At 72.2% G+C, this 16,581-nt stretch carries 15 protein-coding genes; 2 read left to right on the top strand and 13 right to left on the bottom strand.

Annotation, left to right across the window (positions count from 1 at the left end; translation table 11 throughout):
* Window positions 1–113 precede the first annotated feature (113 nt).
* A complete protein-coding gene (locus WQ56_RS03650) occupies window positions 114–1,070 on the top strand; it encodes a glutathione S-transferase family protein (RefSeq protein WP_047135727.1) in 957 nt (318 codons plus the stop codon).
* Here the strand turns inward: WQ56_RS03650 and WQ56_RS03645 are convergent.
* The 11 genes from WQ56_RS03645 to WQ56_RS19005 form a co-directional block, all read right to left on the bottom strand.
* Complete coding sequence (locus WQ56_RS03645) at window positions 1,067–1,813, bottom strand: sulfite exporter TauE/SafE family protein (RefSeq protein ID WP_047135726.1); 747 nt, start codon at window positions 1,811–1,813, stop codon at window positions 1,067–1,069. The genes WQ56_RS03650 and WQ56_RS03645 overlap by 4 nt on opposite strands.
* Window positions 1,803–2,021, bottom strand: a complete 219-nt coding sequence (ccoS, locus tag WQ56_RS03640) for a cbb3-type cytochrome oxidase assembly protein CcoS (RefSeq protein ID WP_047135725.1) — start codon at window positions 2,019–2,021, stop codon at window positions 1,803–1,805. The genes WQ56_RS03645 and ccoS overlap by 11 nt, the downstream gene beginning before the upstream one ends.
* Window positions 2,018–4,414, bottom strand: coding sequence for a heavy metal translocating P-type ATPase (locus tag WQ56_RS03635; protein ID WP_047135724.1), 2,397 nt, complete (start codon window positions 4,412–4,414; stop codon window positions 2,018–2,020). Before WQ56_RS03635 ends, ccoS begins: the two co-directional genes overlap by 4 nt.
* A 7-nt stretch (window positions 4,415–4,421) precedes the next feature.
* Window positions 4,422–4,919: a FixH family protein gene (locus WQ56_RS03630; RefSeq protein ID WP_047135723.1), complete on the bottom strand. Its 498-nt coding sequence runs from the start codon at window positions 4,917–4,919 to the stop codon at window positions 4,422–4,424.
* Window positions 4,919–6,463, bottom strand: coding sequence for a 4Fe-4S dicluster domain-containing protein (locus WQ56_RS03625; RefSeq protein WP_052772818.1), 1,545 nt, complete (start codon window positions 6,461–6,463; stop codon window positions 4,919–4,921). Before WQ56_RS03625 ends, WQ56_RS03630 begins: the two co-directional genes overlap by 1 nt.
* Before the next feature lie 171 nt (window positions 6,464–6,634).
* Window positions 6,635–6,931: a hypothetical protein gene (locus tag WQ56_RS03620; RefSeq protein ID WP_047135722.1), complete on the bottom strand. Its 297-nt coding sequence runs from the start codon at window positions 6,929–6,931 to the stop codon at window positions 6,635–6,637.
* Window positions 6,928–7,869 (bottom strand): cytochrome-c oxidase, cbb3-type subunit III, encoded by a 942-nt coding sequence (gene ccoP, locus WQ56_RS03615; RefSeq protein ID WP_047135721.1) that lies wholly within the window; start codon window positions 7,867–7,869, stop codon window positions 6,928–6,930. The genes WQ56_RS03620 and ccoP overlap by 4 nt, the downstream gene beginning before the upstream one ends.
* On the bottom strand, window positions 7,866–8,006 hold the full coding sequence (locus WQ56_RS17925; RefSeq protein ID WP_082132171.1) for a cbb3-type cytochrome c oxidase subunit 3: 141 nt from the start codon (window positions 8,004–8,006) through the stop codon (window positions 7,866–7,868). Before WQ56_RS17925 ends, ccoP begins: the two co-directional genes overlap by 4 nt.
* The gene (gene ccoO / locus WQ56_RS03610) at window positions 8,003–8,638 is read right to left on the bottom strand and encodes a cytochrome-c oxidase, cbb3-type subunit II (RefSeq protein WP_047135720.1); all 636 of its coding nucleotides are present in this window, start codon (window positions 8,636–8,638) and stop codon (window positions 8,003–8,005) included. The genes WQ56_RS17925 and ccoO overlap by 4 nt, the downstream gene beginning before the upstream one ends.
* Window positions 8,635–10,113 (bottom strand): cytochrome-c oxidase, cbb3-type subunit I, encoded by a 1,479-nt coding sequence (ccoN, locus tag WQ56_RS03605; RefSeq protein ID WP_047135719.1) that lies wholly within the window; start codon window positions 10,111–10,113, stop codon window positions 8,635–8,637. Before ccoN ends, ccoO begins: the two co-directional genes overlap by 4 nt.
* A 193-nt stretch (window positions 10,114–10,306) precedes the next feature.
* Window positions 10,307–11,839 (bottom strand): EAL domain-containing protein, encoded by a 1,533-nt coding sequence (locus WQ56_RS19005; protein ID WP_197076426.1) that lies wholly within the window; start codon window positions 11,837–11,839, stop codon window positions 10,307–10,309.
* A 267-nt stretch (window positions 11,840–12,106) separates the two neighbouring features.
* Between WQ56_RS19005 and WQ56_RS03595 the strand changes: the two genes are divergently transcribed.
* Entirely contained in the window at window positions 12,107–14,482 is a 2,376-nt protein-coding gene (locus WQ56_RS03595; RefSeq protein ID WP_052772816.1) for a prolyl oligopeptidase family serine peptidase, read from the top strand.
* 31 nt (window positions 14,483–14,513) lie between these two features.
* Here the strand turns inward: WQ56_RS03595 and WQ56_RS03590 are convergent, their stop codons facing one another.
* The gene (locus tag WQ56_RS03590) at window positions 14,514–15,503 is read right to left on the bottom strand and encodes a dipeptide epimerase (RefSeq protein WP_047135718.1); all 990 of its coding nucleotides are present in this window, start codon (window positions 15,501–15,503) and stop codon (window positions 14,514–14,516) included.
* On the bottom strand, window positions 15,500–16,561 hold the full coding sequence (locus tag WQ56_RS03585) for a DUF1611 domain-containing protein (RefSeq protein ID WP_197076425.1): 1,062 nt from the start codon (window positions 16,559–16,561) through the stop codon (window positions 15,500–15,502). Before WQ56_RS03585 ends, WQ56_RS03590 begins: the two co-directional genes overlap by 4 nt.
* Window positions 16,562–16,581 lie beyond the last annotated feature (20 nt).

Raw genomic sequence — 16,581 nt, 5'->3', positions numbered from 1 at the left:
CGGCCCGCAGTCTGCCGGTGGCGGCGTCAAGCGCCGGTCGCCGGCGTGCGGGCACGCGTGCTTGACGCCTCTCGCGGCACACTGCCCATCCCGCCGCCTGGAGAGACCGCACGATGGGCATGCTGATCGACGGCCGCTGGCACCGCGACGACGACGGTCTGGTCGATGCCGACGGGCGCCTGGCCCGGCCGCAGACGCAGTTCCGCAACTGGATCACCGCCGACGGCAGCGCCGGCCCCACGGGCGAGGGCGGCTTCGCCGCCGAGCCCGGCCGCTACCATCTCTACGTGGCGCGCGCCTGCCCGTGGGCGCATCGCACGACGCTCTTCCGCGAGCTCAAGGGCCTGCAGGCCATGATCGGGCTGTCGGTCACGCACTGGCTGATGGCCGACGACGGCTGGACCTTCGCGCAGGCGCCGGGCGTCGTGCCCGATCCGATCAACGGCGCCGACACCGTGTGGCAGCTCTACGCGGCTGCCGATCCGCGCTATACCGGCCGGGTCAGCGTGCCGGTGCTGTGGGACACCCGACGCGCCACCATCGTCAGCAACGAGTCGGCCGACATCATCCGCATGTTCAACGCCGCCTTCGACGGCGTCGGCGCGGCCGAGGGCGACTATTACCCCCAGGCCCTGCGCGAGGAGATCGACGCGGTCAACGCGCGCGTCTACGACGGGCTCAACAACGGCGTCTACAAGGCCGGCTTCGCGACCCGCCAGGACGCGTACGACGAGGCCGTCGAGGCGGTGTTCGCAACGCTCGACTGGCTGGAACTGCGCCTGTCGGGCGAACAGTTCCTGTGCGGCCACACGCTGACCGAGGCCGACTGGCGGCTGTTCACGACGCTGCTGCGCTTCGACGCGGTCTACCACGGCCACTTCAAGTGCAACCTGCGCCGGTTGGTCGACTATCCCGCCCTGCTCGCCTACACCCAGCGCCTGTACCGCCACCCGGCGGTCGCGCCGACCGTCGACTTCGACCACATCAAGCGCCACTACTACCAGAGCCACCGGCAGATCAACCCGACCGGCATCGTGCCCGCCGGTCCGGTGCCGCCGTTCGGACGCTAGCGCGCCGGCGCGCGATGCGGCGACAGCGGCGGCGGCACGCAGCCGATCGCCGACAGCGGCCCGTGCAGCGCCGGCACCCGCATCAGCCACGGGCCGGCGAGCGTCAGCAGGCCGGCCGCCAGCACCAGCGACGCCGCCAGCGCGCGCAGTCGCGGGCGCTGCAGCCATCGGCCCATGCGCTGGCCCGACCAGGTCAGCGGCAGCATCACCGGCAGCGTGCCCAGGCCGAACGCGGCCATCGTCAGCGCACCGCCCGGCACGCTGGCCTGCATCCACGCCACCGTCAGCAGGCTCAGGCTGAGCCCGCAGGGCAACCAACCCCACAGCATCCCTAAGGCGACCCGGCGCGGTACGGTGTCGGCCGGCAGCAGGCGGCGCTGCAGCGGCTGCAACCGGGCCCACAGGCGCGCGCCCGGCCGGCGCAGCAGGTCGAAGCCGCCGCGGCCGAACAGCCGCAGCGCGACCAGCACCAGCGCCACGCCCAGCAGCATGCGCAGCCCGAAGCCGATCCAGGGATTGCCGAACACGCCGACCAGTCCGTGCCCGAAGCCGCCGACGATCGCGCCGGCGAGCACGTAGCCGCCGACACGGCCCAGGTTGACCTGCAGCGCGTGCGGCCAGCCGCCGGACGGCGACGCGGCCGAGAAGCCGGTCGCGATGCCGCCGCACATCGCCGCGCAGTGCAGGCCACCCAGCAGGCCGCTGGTCAGCGCGGCCAGCACCACGAGCCAGTCAATCGGCACGCGGCCGATCCTGCGCCGCCGGCGCCTGCGGCGGGCGGATGGCGGGCGCCCGGCCCGCGTCGTCGCGGCCGTCGTCGTCGACCAGGATGTCGAGCGCCGGCGTGTCGAGGTCGTCGAACTGGCCGCGCTTGACCGCCCAGACGAACGCGGCGATCGCGATGCCCAGCAGCACGAGGCTGATCGGGATCAGCAGCAGGAGGATTCTCATCGCGGTTCTCCGGTCGCCGGCGCCCGGGTCAGGCGCAGCGCGTTGGCGGTGACGATCAGCGACGACAATGCCATGCCCAGCGCCGCGATCCACGGCGTCACCAGCCCCGCGGCGGCCAGCGGGATCGCCAGCAGGTTGTAGCCCATCGCCCAGCCCAGGTTCTGCCGGATCACCCGCCGGGTGCGCCGCGCGACCTCGATCGTCGCCGGAATCCGCGCCAGCGTCGAACCGGTCGTCACCAGGTCGGCGGCGCGCTGCGCGAGCGAGGCGCCCTCGCCCATCGCGATCGAGACGTCGGCGCCGGCCAGCACTGGCGCGTCGTTGAGGCCGTCGCCGATCATCGCCACGGTGCGGCCCTCGGCCTGCAGCCGGCGCACCAGCGCGAGCTTGTCCTCCGGTGCCTGCCGCGCGTGCGCATCGTCGATGCCCAGGCGCGTCGCCAGCGCTGCGACCGGCGCCCGCGCATCGCCGCTGGACAGGTGCAGCGACAGGCCGAGACCGCGCAGGCGCTGCAGCGCGGCGGCGGCATCGTCGCGCACGTGCTCGCGCAGCGTGAAGCGCGCCACCGCGCGCGCGCCGTCGCCGAGCCATAGCGCACCGTCGTCGGTGCGGGCGGCGGCGAAGCCGGCCTGACCCAGCCGCCAGCGCACGCCTTCGACCGTGCCCTCGACGCCCTGCCCCGGCACCACGGCCACCGCATCGGCGGGCGCATCGGCCACGATGTGCGCGAACGCCTGCGCGATCGGGTGGTTGGCGTCGCGCTCGAGCGCGGCGGCGATCCGCAGCGCACGTGCTGGATCAAACCCGTCGAAGCCGGTCGCCTCGTCGAGTTCGGAGCGCGCGGCGGTCAGCGTGCCGGTCTTGTCGAAGACCATGTCGGTCGCGCGCGAGAGCGTCTCCAGCGCGTCGGCCCGGGTCGCGAGCACGCCGAGCCGGGCCAGCGCGCCGTGCGCGGTGGCCAGCGCCGTGGGCACCGCCAGCGACAGCGCGCAGGGGCAACTGACCACGAGCAGCGCCAGCGTGACCTCGAACGCGCGCGCCGGGTCGTGGATGCGCCAGCCCACGTAGACCGCCAGCGCGGTCAGCAGCAGGCCGGCGACGAAGCGGCTGCCGATGCCGTCGGCGACCCGCGCCAGGCGCGGCCGGTGCGACTGCGCCTGCTCGACCAGCCGGGTGAGCTGCGAGAGCCGGGTGTCGGCGCCGGTGCAGGTCACGCGCACGCGCGCCGGCCATTCGCGGCAGACCGTGCCGGCGTACAGCGCCTCGCCGGCGACGCGGCGCACCGGCGCCGACTCGCCGGTCAACAGCGATTCCTCGAACACCGCCGCGTCGTCGAGCAGCACGCCGTCGGCGGGCAGCACGTCGCCGGCGGCGACGCAGGCGATGTCGCCCGCGGCCAGCTCGACGGCCGGCACCGACTCGCGCGTGCCGTCGGCCCGCTCGCGCACCGCCAGCGACGGTCGCGCCCGCGCCAGCGCATCGACCTGGGCGGTCGCGACGTTGCGCGCGCGCTGCTCGAGCATGCGCGCGGCCAGCAGCAGGAACACGAACATCACCGCCGCGTCGTACCAGACGTGGGTGCCGCCGCGGATCGTCTCCCACAGGCTGGCGAGGTAGGCCAGCAGCGTGGAAGTCGCGATCAGCGTGTCCATGCCGACGTGGCGCTGACGCAGTTCGCGCGCCATGCCCGCCAGGAACGGCCAGCCCGAATAGAACACCACCGGGGTGGACACCAGGAACGTGATCCAGCGGAAGAAGTCGCGCGTGGCCAGCGGCATCTGCTGGTCGAAGTCCAGATACAGCGCCTCGGCGAACATCATCGCCTGCAGCGTGCCCAGGCCGGCGATGCCCAGCCGCAGCAGCCAGCGCCGGCGCTCGCGCACCCGTGCGCGTTCGCGCGCGTCGCCGCCGGCCAGGTACGGACGGTAGCCGAGCGCGGCCAGCCGCTGCAGCACCTGCGACAACGGCGTGCGCGCCGGGTCCCAGGCGATGCGGATGCGGCCGGTGACCGCGTTGGCGGTGACGTCGAGCACGCCGTCCTCGCGGCGCAGTGCGCGGTCGATCAGCCACGCGCACGCCGCGCAGCGCATGCCGTCGGTCAGCAGCGTGAGCGCGCGCCCGCCGGGCACCGCGTTCGCGTGCTCGCGCAGCAGATCCTCGCGGTCCCAGATGCCGAAGTCGATCGCCTCGTTGCCGACCGGCGCGGGCATCGCGCTGCGCAGGCGGTAGTAGTCGCCCAGGTCGGCATGGCGGATCCACTGCGCCGCGGCCGTGCAGCCGTCGCAGCAGAACGCCTGCTCGACGCCGTCGATCGGGGCGCGCACCGCGTGCGCGGTCAGCGGCTCGCCGCAATGGAAGCAGCCCGCGGACGCGGGATGCGCGGCGGCGGTCATCGCACGACTAGGGTTGCAGCGACGGCGCCAGGCGGGCGGCGTGCTGCTGCCTGGGCAGGCGTCCGTGCAGGCGCCACGCGCCGTCGGCGGGGGCCAGCTGCAGGATCCAGTCGTGGCCGTCGTCGATCCGCGTGGACGAACGCCACCCCGTCTCGGTCGGCGCCAGTTCCAGCTGCAGGTCGTCGCGGGACTGGGTCGGATGCTGGAGCACGAGCTGCAGCGCGGCGTTGCGCGGGAAGGTGCCGGTCGCGGGGATGACCTCGACGACGGATTCATCGATCCGCACGATCGCGCTCAGCGCCATCTGCCGCGCCCGCGCATCGGGTCCCAGGTCCGCGGTCTGGATCTGCGAGACGCGGCGCACGTCGTCGGTCACCACGTCGGCGCCGCCCGAGCGGGTCGCGATCACCACCAGCCCGACGCCGGCGACGATGGAGGCCAGCGGCAGGCCGATGACCAGCCACATCACCGGGATCCGCCACAGCGGGCGCTTGTCGTCTTTCATCACATCGGTCCGAAGAAACTGCTGTCGACTGTCTGGCGCGTGCCGTCGCCGCTCTCGACGACGAACCGCACCTCGTGGCGGCCGCGCACGCCCTCTGGCGCGACGAGCACCAGCGGGAACGAGACCACTTCCTCCGCCCGCGCCGGCACGGCATCGGCATTGTCGCGCAGTTCGATGCCCGGCGTTGCCGACTCGACGACGATGCTGAACTCGCGCGCCGCGTCGGTCTTGTTCACCAGCTTGAGCGTGTAGGCGTTTTCGGTGCTGCCGTCGTCGGCCTCGCGGTAGAGCGCGTTGCGGTCGCGCAGCACCTCGACGATTAGGTCGCTGCGCGTGCCCACGCCGACCGCCCAGGCCGCGCACAGCGCCAGCAGCAGCGCGCCGTAGACGAAGATCCGCGGCCGCAGCACCTTCGTGTCCTTGCCGTCGATCGCGTTCTGGGTGGCGTAGCGGATCAGCCCGCGCGGATAGCCCATCTTGTCCATGACGCCGTCGCAGGCGTCGATGCAGGCGCCGCAGGCGATGCACTCGTACTGCAGGCCGTTGCGGATGTCGATGCCGGTCGGGCAGACCTGCACGCAGATCGTGCAGTCGATGCAGTCGCCCAGTGCGTCGGGCGCGAACTTGGGCAGCGGCTCCACCGCACCCAGGTCGCCGTCCCAGGTGATCGTGCCGCGCGCCTGCGCGTTCTGGCTCGCCGCCGACGGGTGGCGGCCGGCGCGGAACACGTAGTCGTAGGCGACCAGCTTGTCGAGCAGCCCGCGGCCGCGCTCGAGCACGCTGCCCAGGCCGCGCTTGCGCGGGCCGCGCGGTTCGCCGCGCATCGGGTCGTAGGCGATGATCAGCGTGTTGCGGTCGAACATCGCGCTCTGGAAGCGCGCGTAGGGACACATGTACTTGCAGACCTGCTCGCGCAGGAAGCCGGCGTTGCCCCAGGTGGCGAGCGCGTAGAACAGCACCCAGAACGTTTCCCAGCCGCCCCACGACAGCGTCGCCGCGCGCGCCGCCAGGTCGGTGATCGGGGTGAAGAAGCCGACGAACGTGAAGCCGGTCCACAACGCGAACACCGCCCAGATCAGGTGCTTGCCGCCCTTGCGCAGCAGCTTCTCGCCGGTCCATGGACCGGCGTCGAGCTTCATGCGCTTCGAGCGGTCGCCCTCGGTCCAGCGCTCCATCCACAGGAACACCTCGGTCCACACCGTCTGCGGACACGCGTAGCCGCAGAACAGGCGCCCGGCGAGCGCGGTGAAGAAGAACAGCGCCATCGCCGCGATGATCAGCAGCAGCGCCAGGAACAGGAAGTCCTGCGGCCAGAAGGTCAGGCCGAAGACGTGGAACTTGCGCGCCGGCAGGTCGAACAGCACCGCCTGGCGGCCGTCCCAGCGCAGCCACGGGAACACGTAGAACATGCCCAGCAGCCAGAACACTGCGGCCACGCGCAGCCGGTTGAGCCGGCCGGAGACGTCGCGCGGATAGACCTTGCGCTCGCTGACGTACAGCGAGCCGCCATCGTCGACGACCTCGAGCGGGATCGAACCCTTCATCGGGCCGCTCCGGAGAGCGCGGGGGAAGACTGCGGGCACATGGGCTGGATGCGATTCATCTGGCTGACCGGTTGGGGGCGACCGGCTGGCGCGCTGACCACTGCGTGTATTGTCCGCCCCTGCCCGGGTGCCGGGATGCGACCCGATGTCGCAGCGCGGCGCGCGCCCGGCTCAGTCGGGCGACAGCGGGCGGTTGAAGCGGCTGGCCGGCCGCAGCAGGATCCAGGTGAACAGGCTGGAGGCCGCGGTCGCCAGCCAGAACATGAAGAACCCCAGCGTGTAGCCCAGCTCGCGCGACAGCGGCAGGTCGGGGAACGTCATGTCGCGCAGCGCGAGCGGATCGACGAAGCCGAAGAACACCATCGTGCACACGCCCGCCGAGAAGAAGCTCGGCCACAGAATCGCGCCCACCCGCTGCGCCATCGGACGTGGCGGGTGGTCGAAGCGCGGTTCCGTGAAGTCGGTCATTGCTGTGCCGTGTTGTCCGCTGCCGGCCTATTGGACAACGACCAGACGTAGGCCGCAACCAGGCGCGAGCGGGTCTCGCCGAGCAGTTCGCGGTGCGCCGGCATCGTGCCGTGACGCCCCTCGTTGATGGTCTGGCGGATGCTCTCGAGCGTGTTCGGATAGAGCGTGTTGCGCACGGTCAGGTTCGGCGCGCCCAGGGCCTGGTTGCCCTTGCCGTCGACGCCGTGGCAGGCCACGCACAGTCCCTGGAAGTGCTGCTCGCCGCGCGCGGCCATGTAGTCCGTGCTCAGCGTCTCCTCCAGGTCCGACGACCGCAGCGCACGCACGTAGGCGGCGGTCTGGGTCACCGCGACGTCGCCGCCGATGCCGGCCAGCACCGAGCCCAGTGGCGGCATGATGCCCTGGCGACCGTCGAGCACCGTCTCCAGGATCCGCTCCGGCTCGCCGCCCCAGTTCCAGACGTCGTCGGTCAGGTTGGGATAGCCCGGCGCGCCCTGCGCCGTCGAGCCGTGGCAGGCCGCGCAGGTGTTGGCGAAGATCGAGCGGCCCAGTTGCATCGCGCGCGGGTCGCCGGCCAGCTGTTCGAGCGGCTTGCCGGCGAACACGCCGAAGGTCTCCTCGAGCTGGGCGTCGCGCTCGGCCTTCTCGGCGTCGTGCTCGCCCGCCGACGACCAGCCGCTGGTGCCGGCGAAGTTGCCCAGGCCCGGGTACCAGATCAGGTAGCCGATCGCGAAGACGATCGTCAGGTAGAACAGGTTGATCCACCACTTGGGCAGCGGCTTGTTGTACTCGGTGATGTCGCCGTCCCAGACGTGGCTGGTGTCCTCGGGCTTCGGGTCGCCGGGGCGGCGCCGCGACGTCCAGACCAGCAACCAGACGCAGCCGACGATGTTCAACGCCACGATGGCGATGACATACCACGACCAAGCGTTGCTCATGACCCCTGCTCCTCGTCATCGTCCAGCGGCAGCTGCGCGGCTGCCTCGAATTCGTTCTTGCGCTTCGGGCTCCACGCCCAGATCCAGCCGCCGATGAAGCACACCAGCAGGATCGCGGTGACGATGCCGGAGATCATGGGGTGTCCCCTCCCTTGGGTGCGTGCCGGCCGAGGCCCTGCAGGTAGGCGACCACGGCGTCGAGCTCGGTCTTGCCGGACACGTCCTCGGCGGCCTGGGCCACCTGCTCGTCCGAGTAGGGATCGCCCAGGCGCTGCAGCGCGCGCATGCGGCGACCGACCTGCTCGCCGTCGACCTGGTTCTTCGCCAGCCACGGATAGGCCGGCATGTTCGACTCGGGCACCACGTCGCGCGGGTTGTGCAGGTGCACGCGGTGCCAGTCGTCGGAGTAGCGGCCGCCGACGCGGGCCAGGTCCGGCCCGGTGCGCTTGCTGCCCCACTGGAACGGCCGGTCGTAGACCGACTCGCCGGCCAGCGAGTAGTGGCCGTAGCGCTCGGACTCGAAGCGCAGCGTGCGCACCATCTGCGAATGGCAGTTGTAGCAGCCCTCGCGGACGTACACGTCGCGCCCGGCCAGCTCCAGCGCCGGGTACGGTTCCACGCCGGGCAGCGGCTCGATCGCCTCGGCCTGGTACATCAGCGGCACGATCTCGGCCAGACCGCCGAACGAGACCACCACCGCGATCAGCGCCGCCATCAGGCCGACGTTCTTCTCGACCTTCTCGTGCGCGTTCTTGTTCTCGCCGCTCATGCCTGGCCTCCTGCGACGACCTGGGCGGCCACCGGGGCGGGGTTGTGGGAGGAATCGGGCGGCAGCACCGGCTGGTCGGCCGCGACGGCCTGGCTCTGGCGGTACGTCTTCCAGAAGTTGAACGCCATCAGGAACATGCCCGACAGGACCACGATGCCGCCCAGCAGGCGCACCAGGTAGTACGGGTAGGTCGCGCTGAGGCCCTCGACGAAGCTGTAGGTCAGCGTGCCGTCCTCGTTGGTGGCGCGCCACATCAGACCCTGCATCACGCCGGCGATCCACATCGAGGCGATGTAGAGCACCACGCCCAGGGTGTGCAGCCAGAAATGCAGGTCGATCCACTTGGTGGAGTACATCTCCTTGAGGCCGAGCAGGCGCGGCATCAGCGAGTAGATCGAGCCGATCGAGATCATCGCCACCCAGCCCAGCGCGCCGGCGTGGACGTGGCCGACGGTCCAGTCGGTGTAGTGCGACAGCGAGTTGACCGTCTTGATCGACATCATCGGTCCCTCGAACGTGGCGATCATGTAGAACGAGATCGCGACGATCAGGAACTTGAGGATCGGGTCGGTGCGCAACTTGTGCCACACGCCCGAGAGGGTCATCACGCCGTTGATCGCGCCGCCCCAGCTGGGCGCCAGCAGGATCAGCGAGAACACCATGCCCAGCGACTGCGCCCAGTCGGGCAGCGCGGTGTACTGCAGGTGGTGCGGGCCGGCCCACATGTAGACCGCGATCAGCGCCCAGAAGTGCACGATCGACAGGCGGTAGGAGTAGATCGGCCGGCCGGCCTGCTTGGGCACGTAGTAGTACATCATGCCCAGGAAGCCGGCGGTCAGGAAGAATCCGACCGCGTTGTGGCCGTACCACCACTGCACCATCGCGTCGACCGCGCCGCTGTAGACCGGATAGGACTTCAGCGGACCGACCGGGATCGAGATGTTGTTGACGATGTGCAGCAGCGCCACCGCGATGATGAAGGCGGCGAAGAACCAGTTGGCCACGTAGATGTGCTTGACCCGGCGCTTGGCGATCGTGCCCAGGTACAGCACCGCGTACGCCACCCAGACCACCGTGATCAGGATGTCGATCGGCCATTCGAGCTCGGCGTACTCCTTGCCCTGGGTCCAGCCCAGCGGGAGGCTGATCGCCGCGGCGACGATGATCGCCTGCCATCCCCAGAACACGAAGGCGGCCAGCTTGTCGGACAACAGCCGGACGTGGCAGGTGCGCTGCACGACGTGCAGGCTGGTCGCGAACAGCGCGCAGCCGCCGAACGCGAAGATCACCGCGTTGGTGTGCAGCGGGCGCAGGCGACCGTAGCTGAGCCACGGAATATCGAAGTTCAGCGCGGGCGCGTACAGCTGGGCGGCGATGATCACGCCCACCAGCATGCCCACGATGCCCCAGACCACGGTCATCACCGCGAACTGGCGGACCACCTTGTCGTTATAGGTTTCAGTTATGGCGTGCATGTGCCGCCCCCTTTCTTGGATGAGGAATGTTAGGCGCCCGTGATGTCGCTCCACCTTGATCTCGATCAAGGTGCCCCTGCGACCGTTGTGCCTTGATGTCCACGGCCCGGACCACCGGGAGACATGGACCTGCCCATTCTAGAGAGTCGGCCATCGCTTTGCCGGCCGGCGGCGGCCGTGCGCGTGCGACCGATCAGCGCACCGCGGGCACGCCGGCGACCAGCCGGGCGGCCTCGGCGACCGTCACCAGTGCATCGGCACCCTGCGCTTCCTGCACCCCGGCCTCGCGCAACGCATCGCCGTCGGCGCGACCGGCGAGCCCCTCGGCGCTGACCGCGACCCCCAACCCCTGCCCCAGCCCGGCGAGCGCGCGGACCATCCGTTCCGACTCGTCCTGGCCCATCGTCTCGACCAGCCGGCGTGCGATCTTGACCTTGTCGATGCGGAATTCGCGCATGTGGTAGAGGTTGGAGTAGCCGGTGCCGAAGTTGTCGAGCGCCACCGAGACCCCGGCCTCGCGCAGCGGTGCGAGCGCGACCTTTGCCGCGTCCAGGTTGTGCACGATCACGTTCTCGGCGATCTCGATCTCCAGGCGCCGGGGGTCGAGCCCGGCGCGCTCGAGCACCGCCAGGATCTGCCGGCCGAGCTCGCGGTCGCGGACCTGGACCGGCAGCACGTCCATCGACAGCGTCACGTCCGCCGGCCAGCCGGCCGCCGCCCGGCAGGCCTGCTCGAGCACGCCCATCGACAGCGCGTGGATCAGGCCGCTGTCCTCGGCGACCGGCAGGAAGCGTTCCGGCGGCACGTCCTCGCCCTGCGCGTCGCGCCAGGCCGGCACCGCCTCGAAGCCGACCACGCGCCCGCTCGCCAGGTCGATCGCCGGATGGAACCGCGCCTCGATGCGGCCTTCGGCCATCGCCTGCTGCAGCGCGCGCTCCAGTTGTTCGCGTTCGCGCAGCAGCCGGTCCATCTCCTCTTCGAAGAAGCAGAATGCCGAGCGCCGGCCGGCCTTGGCGCGGTACAGCGCGACGTCGGCCCGGCGCAGCGCCTCGGGCCCGTCGTGCGCGTCGGTGGGCAGCAGCGCGATGCCGATGCCGGCCCCGACGCGGTGCTGCGCGCTGCCGGTCGAGACCGGCTGTTCGAACGCCTGCACGACCCGCAGCGCCAGGCCGGTCACGGCCTGTGGACCGAGCAGGTGCCGGGCCAGCACCACGAACTCGTCGCCGCCCAGCCGCGCGACCAGATCCTGGTCGCGCACCGCGGCCAGCAGCCGCTGCGCGGTGACGATCAGCACCTCGTCGCCGATGGCATGCCCGTGCGCGTCGTTGATCTGCTTGAAGCCGTTGAGGTCGAGCAGCAGCACCGCGTGCACCCTGCCCACGTCCGGCGGCGAGGCCGCCGCGCAGGCCAGCGCTTCCTCGAACTGGCGCCGGTTGGGCAACCCGGTCAATGGATCCTGGTACGCCAGTTCCCGCGCCCGGCGCTCGGCCGCGGTCCGGCGCGCGATCTCCCGCCGCAGCTCCCGGTAGCGACGGATCGCGAACACCAGCAGCCCGAGCACCAGCACCGTGCCCAGCAGCAGGCTTTCGTTCAACGCGATCCCGCGCTGCGCCGAACTCATCGTGTCCTCGGTCGCGATGATCTCGATCTCGAACGCGAGGTAGGCCAGCACCGTCAGTAGCCCGGCGAGGATGCCCAGATCCCGGATGCTCACCCGATGTCTCACGAAGAAGCTCCACAGCCGGACGACGACGCGGTTCCGGCGTGCGCCGGCGGCATCCGGTCTGCGTTGCCCCGTCCCGGTGGCCAAAGCCGCCCTCCTCGAACCCGTCGAGCCGACCGTAGGCCCGCGCCGGTGAAGGCCGTGCGTGGGACGCCGGGTGCGGATGCGGGCAACCGGCATCGGCCGCGCGGACGCCGCTCCTATACTCGGCCACGGTCCCCGGGCGCGGCGTTCGCCGGTCCGGCATCGCGACAAGGAGATCCGACCGCCATGCCGCCAATCGCCCCGTCGCTCGCAGCGCTCGCGCTGCTGCTCGCGCCGCCCCTCGCCGACGGACAGGCGACCCGGTTGACCGCGGCCGACTACGCCCGGGCCGCCCGGGTGCTGGATGCGACGCTGTCGACCGCGGTCCGCAACGGCGCGGTCGAGGCCCACTGGTTCGACGACGGCCACCGCTTCTGGTACCGGCGCGACGCGGACGGCCGGGCCGAGTACCGCATCGTCGATCCCGACGCGCGCACGTCGTCGCCGGCGTTCGATAGCGGAGCGCTCGAGGCCGCGCTCGCGGACGCGGCCAGCCCTGCGGCCGCGGTCGACGTCGTCGCGATCCTGCCGGCCGAGCAGCGGGTCCAGGTCCGTCTCGCCGACGGGCGCATCGGCGACTGCCGGCTCGACGTGCCGCGCTGCACCATGCAGGCCGCGCCCACGGCCGGGATGCTCGCATCTCCTTCGGGCACACGTGCCCTGTCCGTCGCCGGTCACGACCTGGCGCTGCGGGAGGCGGACGGCACCCGCCGGCTGACTGTCGACGGCGCCGCGCACCATGCCTACGGAAAACTGCCCGACGCCTCGCAACGCGTGCTGGCCGCGTCGCCGGCGACGCCCGCACCGGTCGGCGTGGCATGGGCGCCGGACGGCAGCCGCCTGTTCGGTACTCGGCTCGACGAACGCGCGGTGGCGCCCTACCCCTTCCTCGAATCCGTCCCGCGGGACGGCAGCTGGCGCCCGAAGCTGCATGCGCCACGCCTGTCGCTGCTCGGCGAGCCCCCGCCGCCGCAGGAGGTCTTCGCCATCGATGTCGACAGCGGCCGCAAGCGCGTGATCGACCTGGGCGAGGGATGGCGCCTGCACGACGCCGACCTGGGCTGGTCCCGGGATGCGCGCAGGACCTGGCGGATCGCACACACGCCGGGATGGAAGGCGATGGCGCTGGTGGAGATCGACGTCGCCGAGGGCCGCACCCGCCGCATCGTCGAGGAAACCGCCGCGCGGACCAGCCTGCTGCCACACGGCATGCCGTTCATGCCGCCCAACGTCCGCGTGCTCGAGGACAGCGGCGAGGCGATCTGGTTCTCCGAGCGCGACGGCTGGGGCCACCTGCATCTGTACGACCTGCGCAGCGGACGGCACATGCGTGCGCTGACGCAGGGCGCGTGGACGGTCCGCGACGTGATCGAGGTCGACCCGCAGCGCCGGCAGGTGTTCTTCACCGCCAGCGGCCGCGAGCCGGGGCGCGATCCCTACTACCGCCACCTGTATCGCGTCTCGCTGGACGGCGGCGAGCCCCTGCTGCTGACGCCCGAGAACGCCGAACACGACATCCCACCGCCGTTCGCCACGCTGCTGCCGCCAGCCCCGCCGCGGAGAGCGTTCTCGCCCGACCGCTCGGTCTTCGTCGACAGCTGGTCCACCGTCGACGCCCCGCCGGTGACGGTCCTGCGCGCGGCCGACGACGGGCGGATCCTCATGCCGCTCGAGACCGCGGACACCCGCGCGCTCGATGCAGCAGGCTGGCGGCCGCCGCGTCGCCTCTCCGCGCTCGCCGCGGACGGCCGGACCGAGCTGTTCGCCACGGTCTGGCTGCCACCGGACTTCTCGCCGCAGGACCGCCACCCGGTGATCCACGCGACCTACGGCGGACCCTGGACGCTCAACGCGCCGCGCAGCTACGCCGAGGCCGTCTCGACGTTCAACCCGGTCTCGCGCGCGAGCCTGGCCGAGCTCGGCTTCGTCGTGGTCACCATCGACGCGCGCGGCACCCGCGGCCGGTCGCGCGCCTTCGCCGACGTCGGCTACGGCGACTTCGTCGGGCCCGCGATCGAGGACCACGTTGCGGTGATCCGCCAGCTCGCGGCGCGCCTGGGGGGCTTCGACCTCGACCGCGTCGGCGTCTACGGACATTCCTTCGGCGGCTACGTCGCGGCACGCTCGCTGCTCGCCCGCCCCGACTTCTTCAAGGTCGCGGCGTCCTCGGCCGGGCCGCACAACTACCAGGGCCTCTACGGCATGGAGCACCTGCTCGGGCTGCCCGACTACGGCGATGGCGCCACGACGCGGCCCACGCCGCAGTCGGTCCCCGACCTCTATCGCGACCTGGACAATGCCCACCTGGCGCCGCGGCTGCGCGGCCGCCTGCTCCTGGCCTACGGCGACCTGGACGAGAGCGCCTACCCCGCGCTGACGCTCCAGCTGGCCGACGCGCTGGTCCGCGCGAACAAGCGCTTCGACCTGCTGTACCTGCCCAACCGGGGCCACGACTTCTTCCGCACCGATCGCTACTACACGCTCCGGTTGTGGGACCACTTCGTCGAACACCTGCTGGGCGTCCGTCCGCCGGGGGGCACGGACCTCGAACCCGACGGCTGAGCGCGGCGGCGACCGGCGATGCGTTCCGCACTCAGCCCCACAGCGCCGGGACCGGCAGGTACATCGTGCCGTCGCGCCAGGCGATCGCGTCGGGCCAGTCGTCGGCCTGCAGCCAGGGGGCGTCGAGATCGCAGACCGCGCATTGCTGAGCGAGGACCATCGCCGGCGCGACCGAGACCGAGCCGCCGAGCATGCAGCCGACCATCAGCGCGAAGCCATGCGCTTTCGCGGCGGCGGCCAGCGCGAGCGCGGCGGTCAGCCCGCCGACCTTGTCGAGCTTGATGTTGACGTAGCGGTAGCGGCCGACGAGGCCCGGCAGGTCGTCGGCCGTCGACAGCGATTCGTCGGCGCACAGCGCGATGCCGGCCGCGTCGCCTGGCGCGAGCGCGGCGTCCTCGCCGGCGGGCAGCGGCTGCTCGATCAGGTCCACGCCGTACGGTCGCATCGCGCGCGCATGCGTGCGCAACTCCGCGCGCGTCCAGGCCTGGTTGGCGTCGACGATCAGCCGCGCACGCGGCGCGCCCCGGCGGACCGCGGCCACCGCCTCGACTGGCGCGTCGCGGCCGACCTTGAGCTTGATCCACGGAAACCCCGCATAACCACGCGCGGCCTGTTCGCAGGCCTCGGGCGGACGAATGCCGATCGTCACCGCCGAGGCCACGGGCCGCCACTGCCTCACCCCGGCAAGCCGCCACGCGGGAACGCCGCAGCGCTTGGCCTCCAGGTCCCACAGCGCGGCATCGAGCGCATGCCGGGCGCCGCCCGCGGGCAGCAGCGCGCACAGGGCCTCGCGCCCGGCACCGGCCTCGATCGCGGTTCGGACCGATTCGATCTGCAGCGCCATCGAGGCCGGGGTCTCGCCGCGATAGGCGACGCCGCCGGCCTCGCCGCGGCCGACGCACGCGCCCTCGGCGATCTCGACGACGATCACCGCGGCCTCGTTGCGCACGCCGCGCGCGATCGCGAACGGCTCCTTCAGCGGCCACGCATGCGGCCGCACCCGCAGCACGCGCCGGCTCATGACAGGATCGAGGCGACCACGCGGTCGGCCGGGGTGCGCAATGGGTCGAAGGCCGGCACGCCCAGCGTGCGCGCGGCATCGTCGAGCGCCTGCAGCGCGTCGGCCTCGGCCAGCGCCGAGGTGTTGAGGCTGACCGCGGCGATGCGCGCGCCCGGGTTGGTGAGCCGCGCGGCCTCGACATAGGGCCCGGCCGCGTCGCGCAGGCCGCGCACCGGGTAGTCCGGCCAGCTGACGAGGTGCCGGCGCACCGGATCGTGGCACAGCACCAGCGCATCGGCCTGGGCGCCGTGCAGCAGGCCGAGCGTGACGCCGGCATAGGCGGGATGGAACAGCGACCCCTGCCCCTCGATGACGTCCCAGTGCTCGGGCGCGGCGGCAGGCGCGATGCACTCGGCCGCGCCGGCGATGAAGTCGGCGACCACCGCGTCGATGGCGATGCCGCGTCCGGCGATCATCACGCCGGTCTGGCCGGTCGCGCGGAAGTCGGCATCGACGCCGGCGCCGCGCATCGCGCGTGCCAGCGCCAGCGCGGTGTACTTCTTGCCGAGCGCGCAGTCGGTACCGACGGCGAGCACGCGGCGGCCGCTGCGGCGGCGACCGGTCGCGCGCGGCAGGTCGTCGGGCGGGCGGCGCACGTCGACCAGCGCGACGCCGGCCGCGCGCGCCGCCTCCGCCAGCCCGGGCACCGACTCCAGCGGCGTGTGCAGCCCGCTGACGATGTCCAGCCCGGCCTCGACGGCCTCGCGCAGCACCGCCGTCCAGCCGGTCTGGATGCGCCCGCCCGGCGGCGTCACGCCGATCACCAGCGCGCGTGCGCCGGCCTGCGCGGCGGCGCGCGGTGCCAGGTCCGGAAGTCCGAGGTCCACGCCGCAACCTGGCATGCGCAGCTGCGCCAGACAGCGCTCGGGCGCCCAGTCGCGCAGGCCGAAGGCGGTCTTGGCCTTCAGCGGCGAGGCCTCCTCGCCGAGGAACAGCAGATAGGGCGCGCGCAGCCGCACGCTGCGGACCGGCGCTGCGCCACTGTCGTCGGCGGCCGGCGCACCGGTCGTTCCTTCCATCCACTGCTCCGTCACGGCGT

Source organism: Luteimonas sp. FCS-9 (assembly GCF_001014645.1).
Taxonomy (GTDB): Bacteria; Pseudomonadota; Gammaproteobacteria; order Xanthomonadales; family Xanthomonadaceae; genus Luteimonas.
The sequence above is the reverse complement of the archived record's forward strand: the minus strand, read 5'-3'. Positions and strand labels throughout refer to the sequence as shown.

What these genes read in the sequence shown, in the direction of transcription:
- WQ56_RS03650 (WP_047135727.1), top strand. Translation starts at nt 114, where the DNA reads ATGGGCATGCTGATCGACGGCCGCTGGCACCGCGACGACGACGGTCTG.
- ccoS (WP_047135725.1), bottom strand. Translation starts at nt 2,021, where the DNA reads ATGAGAATCCTCCTGCTGCTGATCCCGATCAGCCTCGTGCTGCTGGGC.
- WQ56_RS03635 (WP_047135724.1), bottom strand. Translation starts at nt 4,414, where the DNA reads ATGACCGCCGCCGCGCATCCCGCGTCCGCGGGCTGCTTCCATTGCGGC.
- WQ56_RS03630 (WP_047135723.1), bottom strand. Translation starts at nt 4,919, where the DNA reads ATGAAAGACGACAAGCGCCCGCTGTGGCGGATCCCGGTGATGTGGCTG.
- WQ56_RS03625 (WP_052772818.1), bottom strand. Translation starts at nt 6,463, where the DNA reads ATGAAGGGTTCGATCCCGCTCGAGGTCGTCGACGATGGCGGCTCGCTG.
- WQ56_RS03620 (WP_047135722.1), bottom strand. Translation starts at nt 6,931, where the DNA reads ATGACCGACTTCACGGAACCGCGCTTCGACCACCCGCCACGTCCGATG.
- ccoP (WP_047135721.1), bottom strand. Translation starts at nt 7,869, where the DNA reads ATGAGCAACGCTTGGTCGTGGTATGTCATCGCCATCGTGGCGTTGAAC.
- WQ56_RS17925 (WP_082132171.1), bottom strand. Translation starts at nt 8,006, where the DNA reads ATGATCTCCGGCATCGTCACCGCGATCCTGCTGGTGTGCTTCATCGGC.
- ccoO (WP_047135720.1), bottom strand. Translation starts at nt 8,638, where the DNA reads ATGAGCGGCGAGAACAAGAACGCGCACGAGAAGGTCGAGAAGAACGTC.
- ccoN (WP_047135719.1), bottom strand. Translation starts at nt 10,113, where the DNA reads ATGCACGCCATAACTGAAACCTATAACGACAAGGTGGTCCGCCAGTTC.
- WQ56_RS03595 (WP_052772816.1), top strand. Translation starts at nt 12,107, where the DNA reads ATGCCGCCAATCGCCCCGTCGCTCGCAGCGCTCGCGCTGCTGCTCGCG.
- WQ56_RS03590 (WP_047135718.1), bottom strand. Translation starts at nt 15,503, where the DNA reads ATGAGCCGGCGCGTGCTGCGGGTGCGGCCGCATGCGTGGCCGCTGAAG.
- WQ56_RS03585 (WP_197076425.1), bottom strand. Translation starts at nt 16,561, where the DNA reads ATGGAAGGAACGACCGGTGCGCCGGCCGCCGACGACAGTGGCGCAGCG.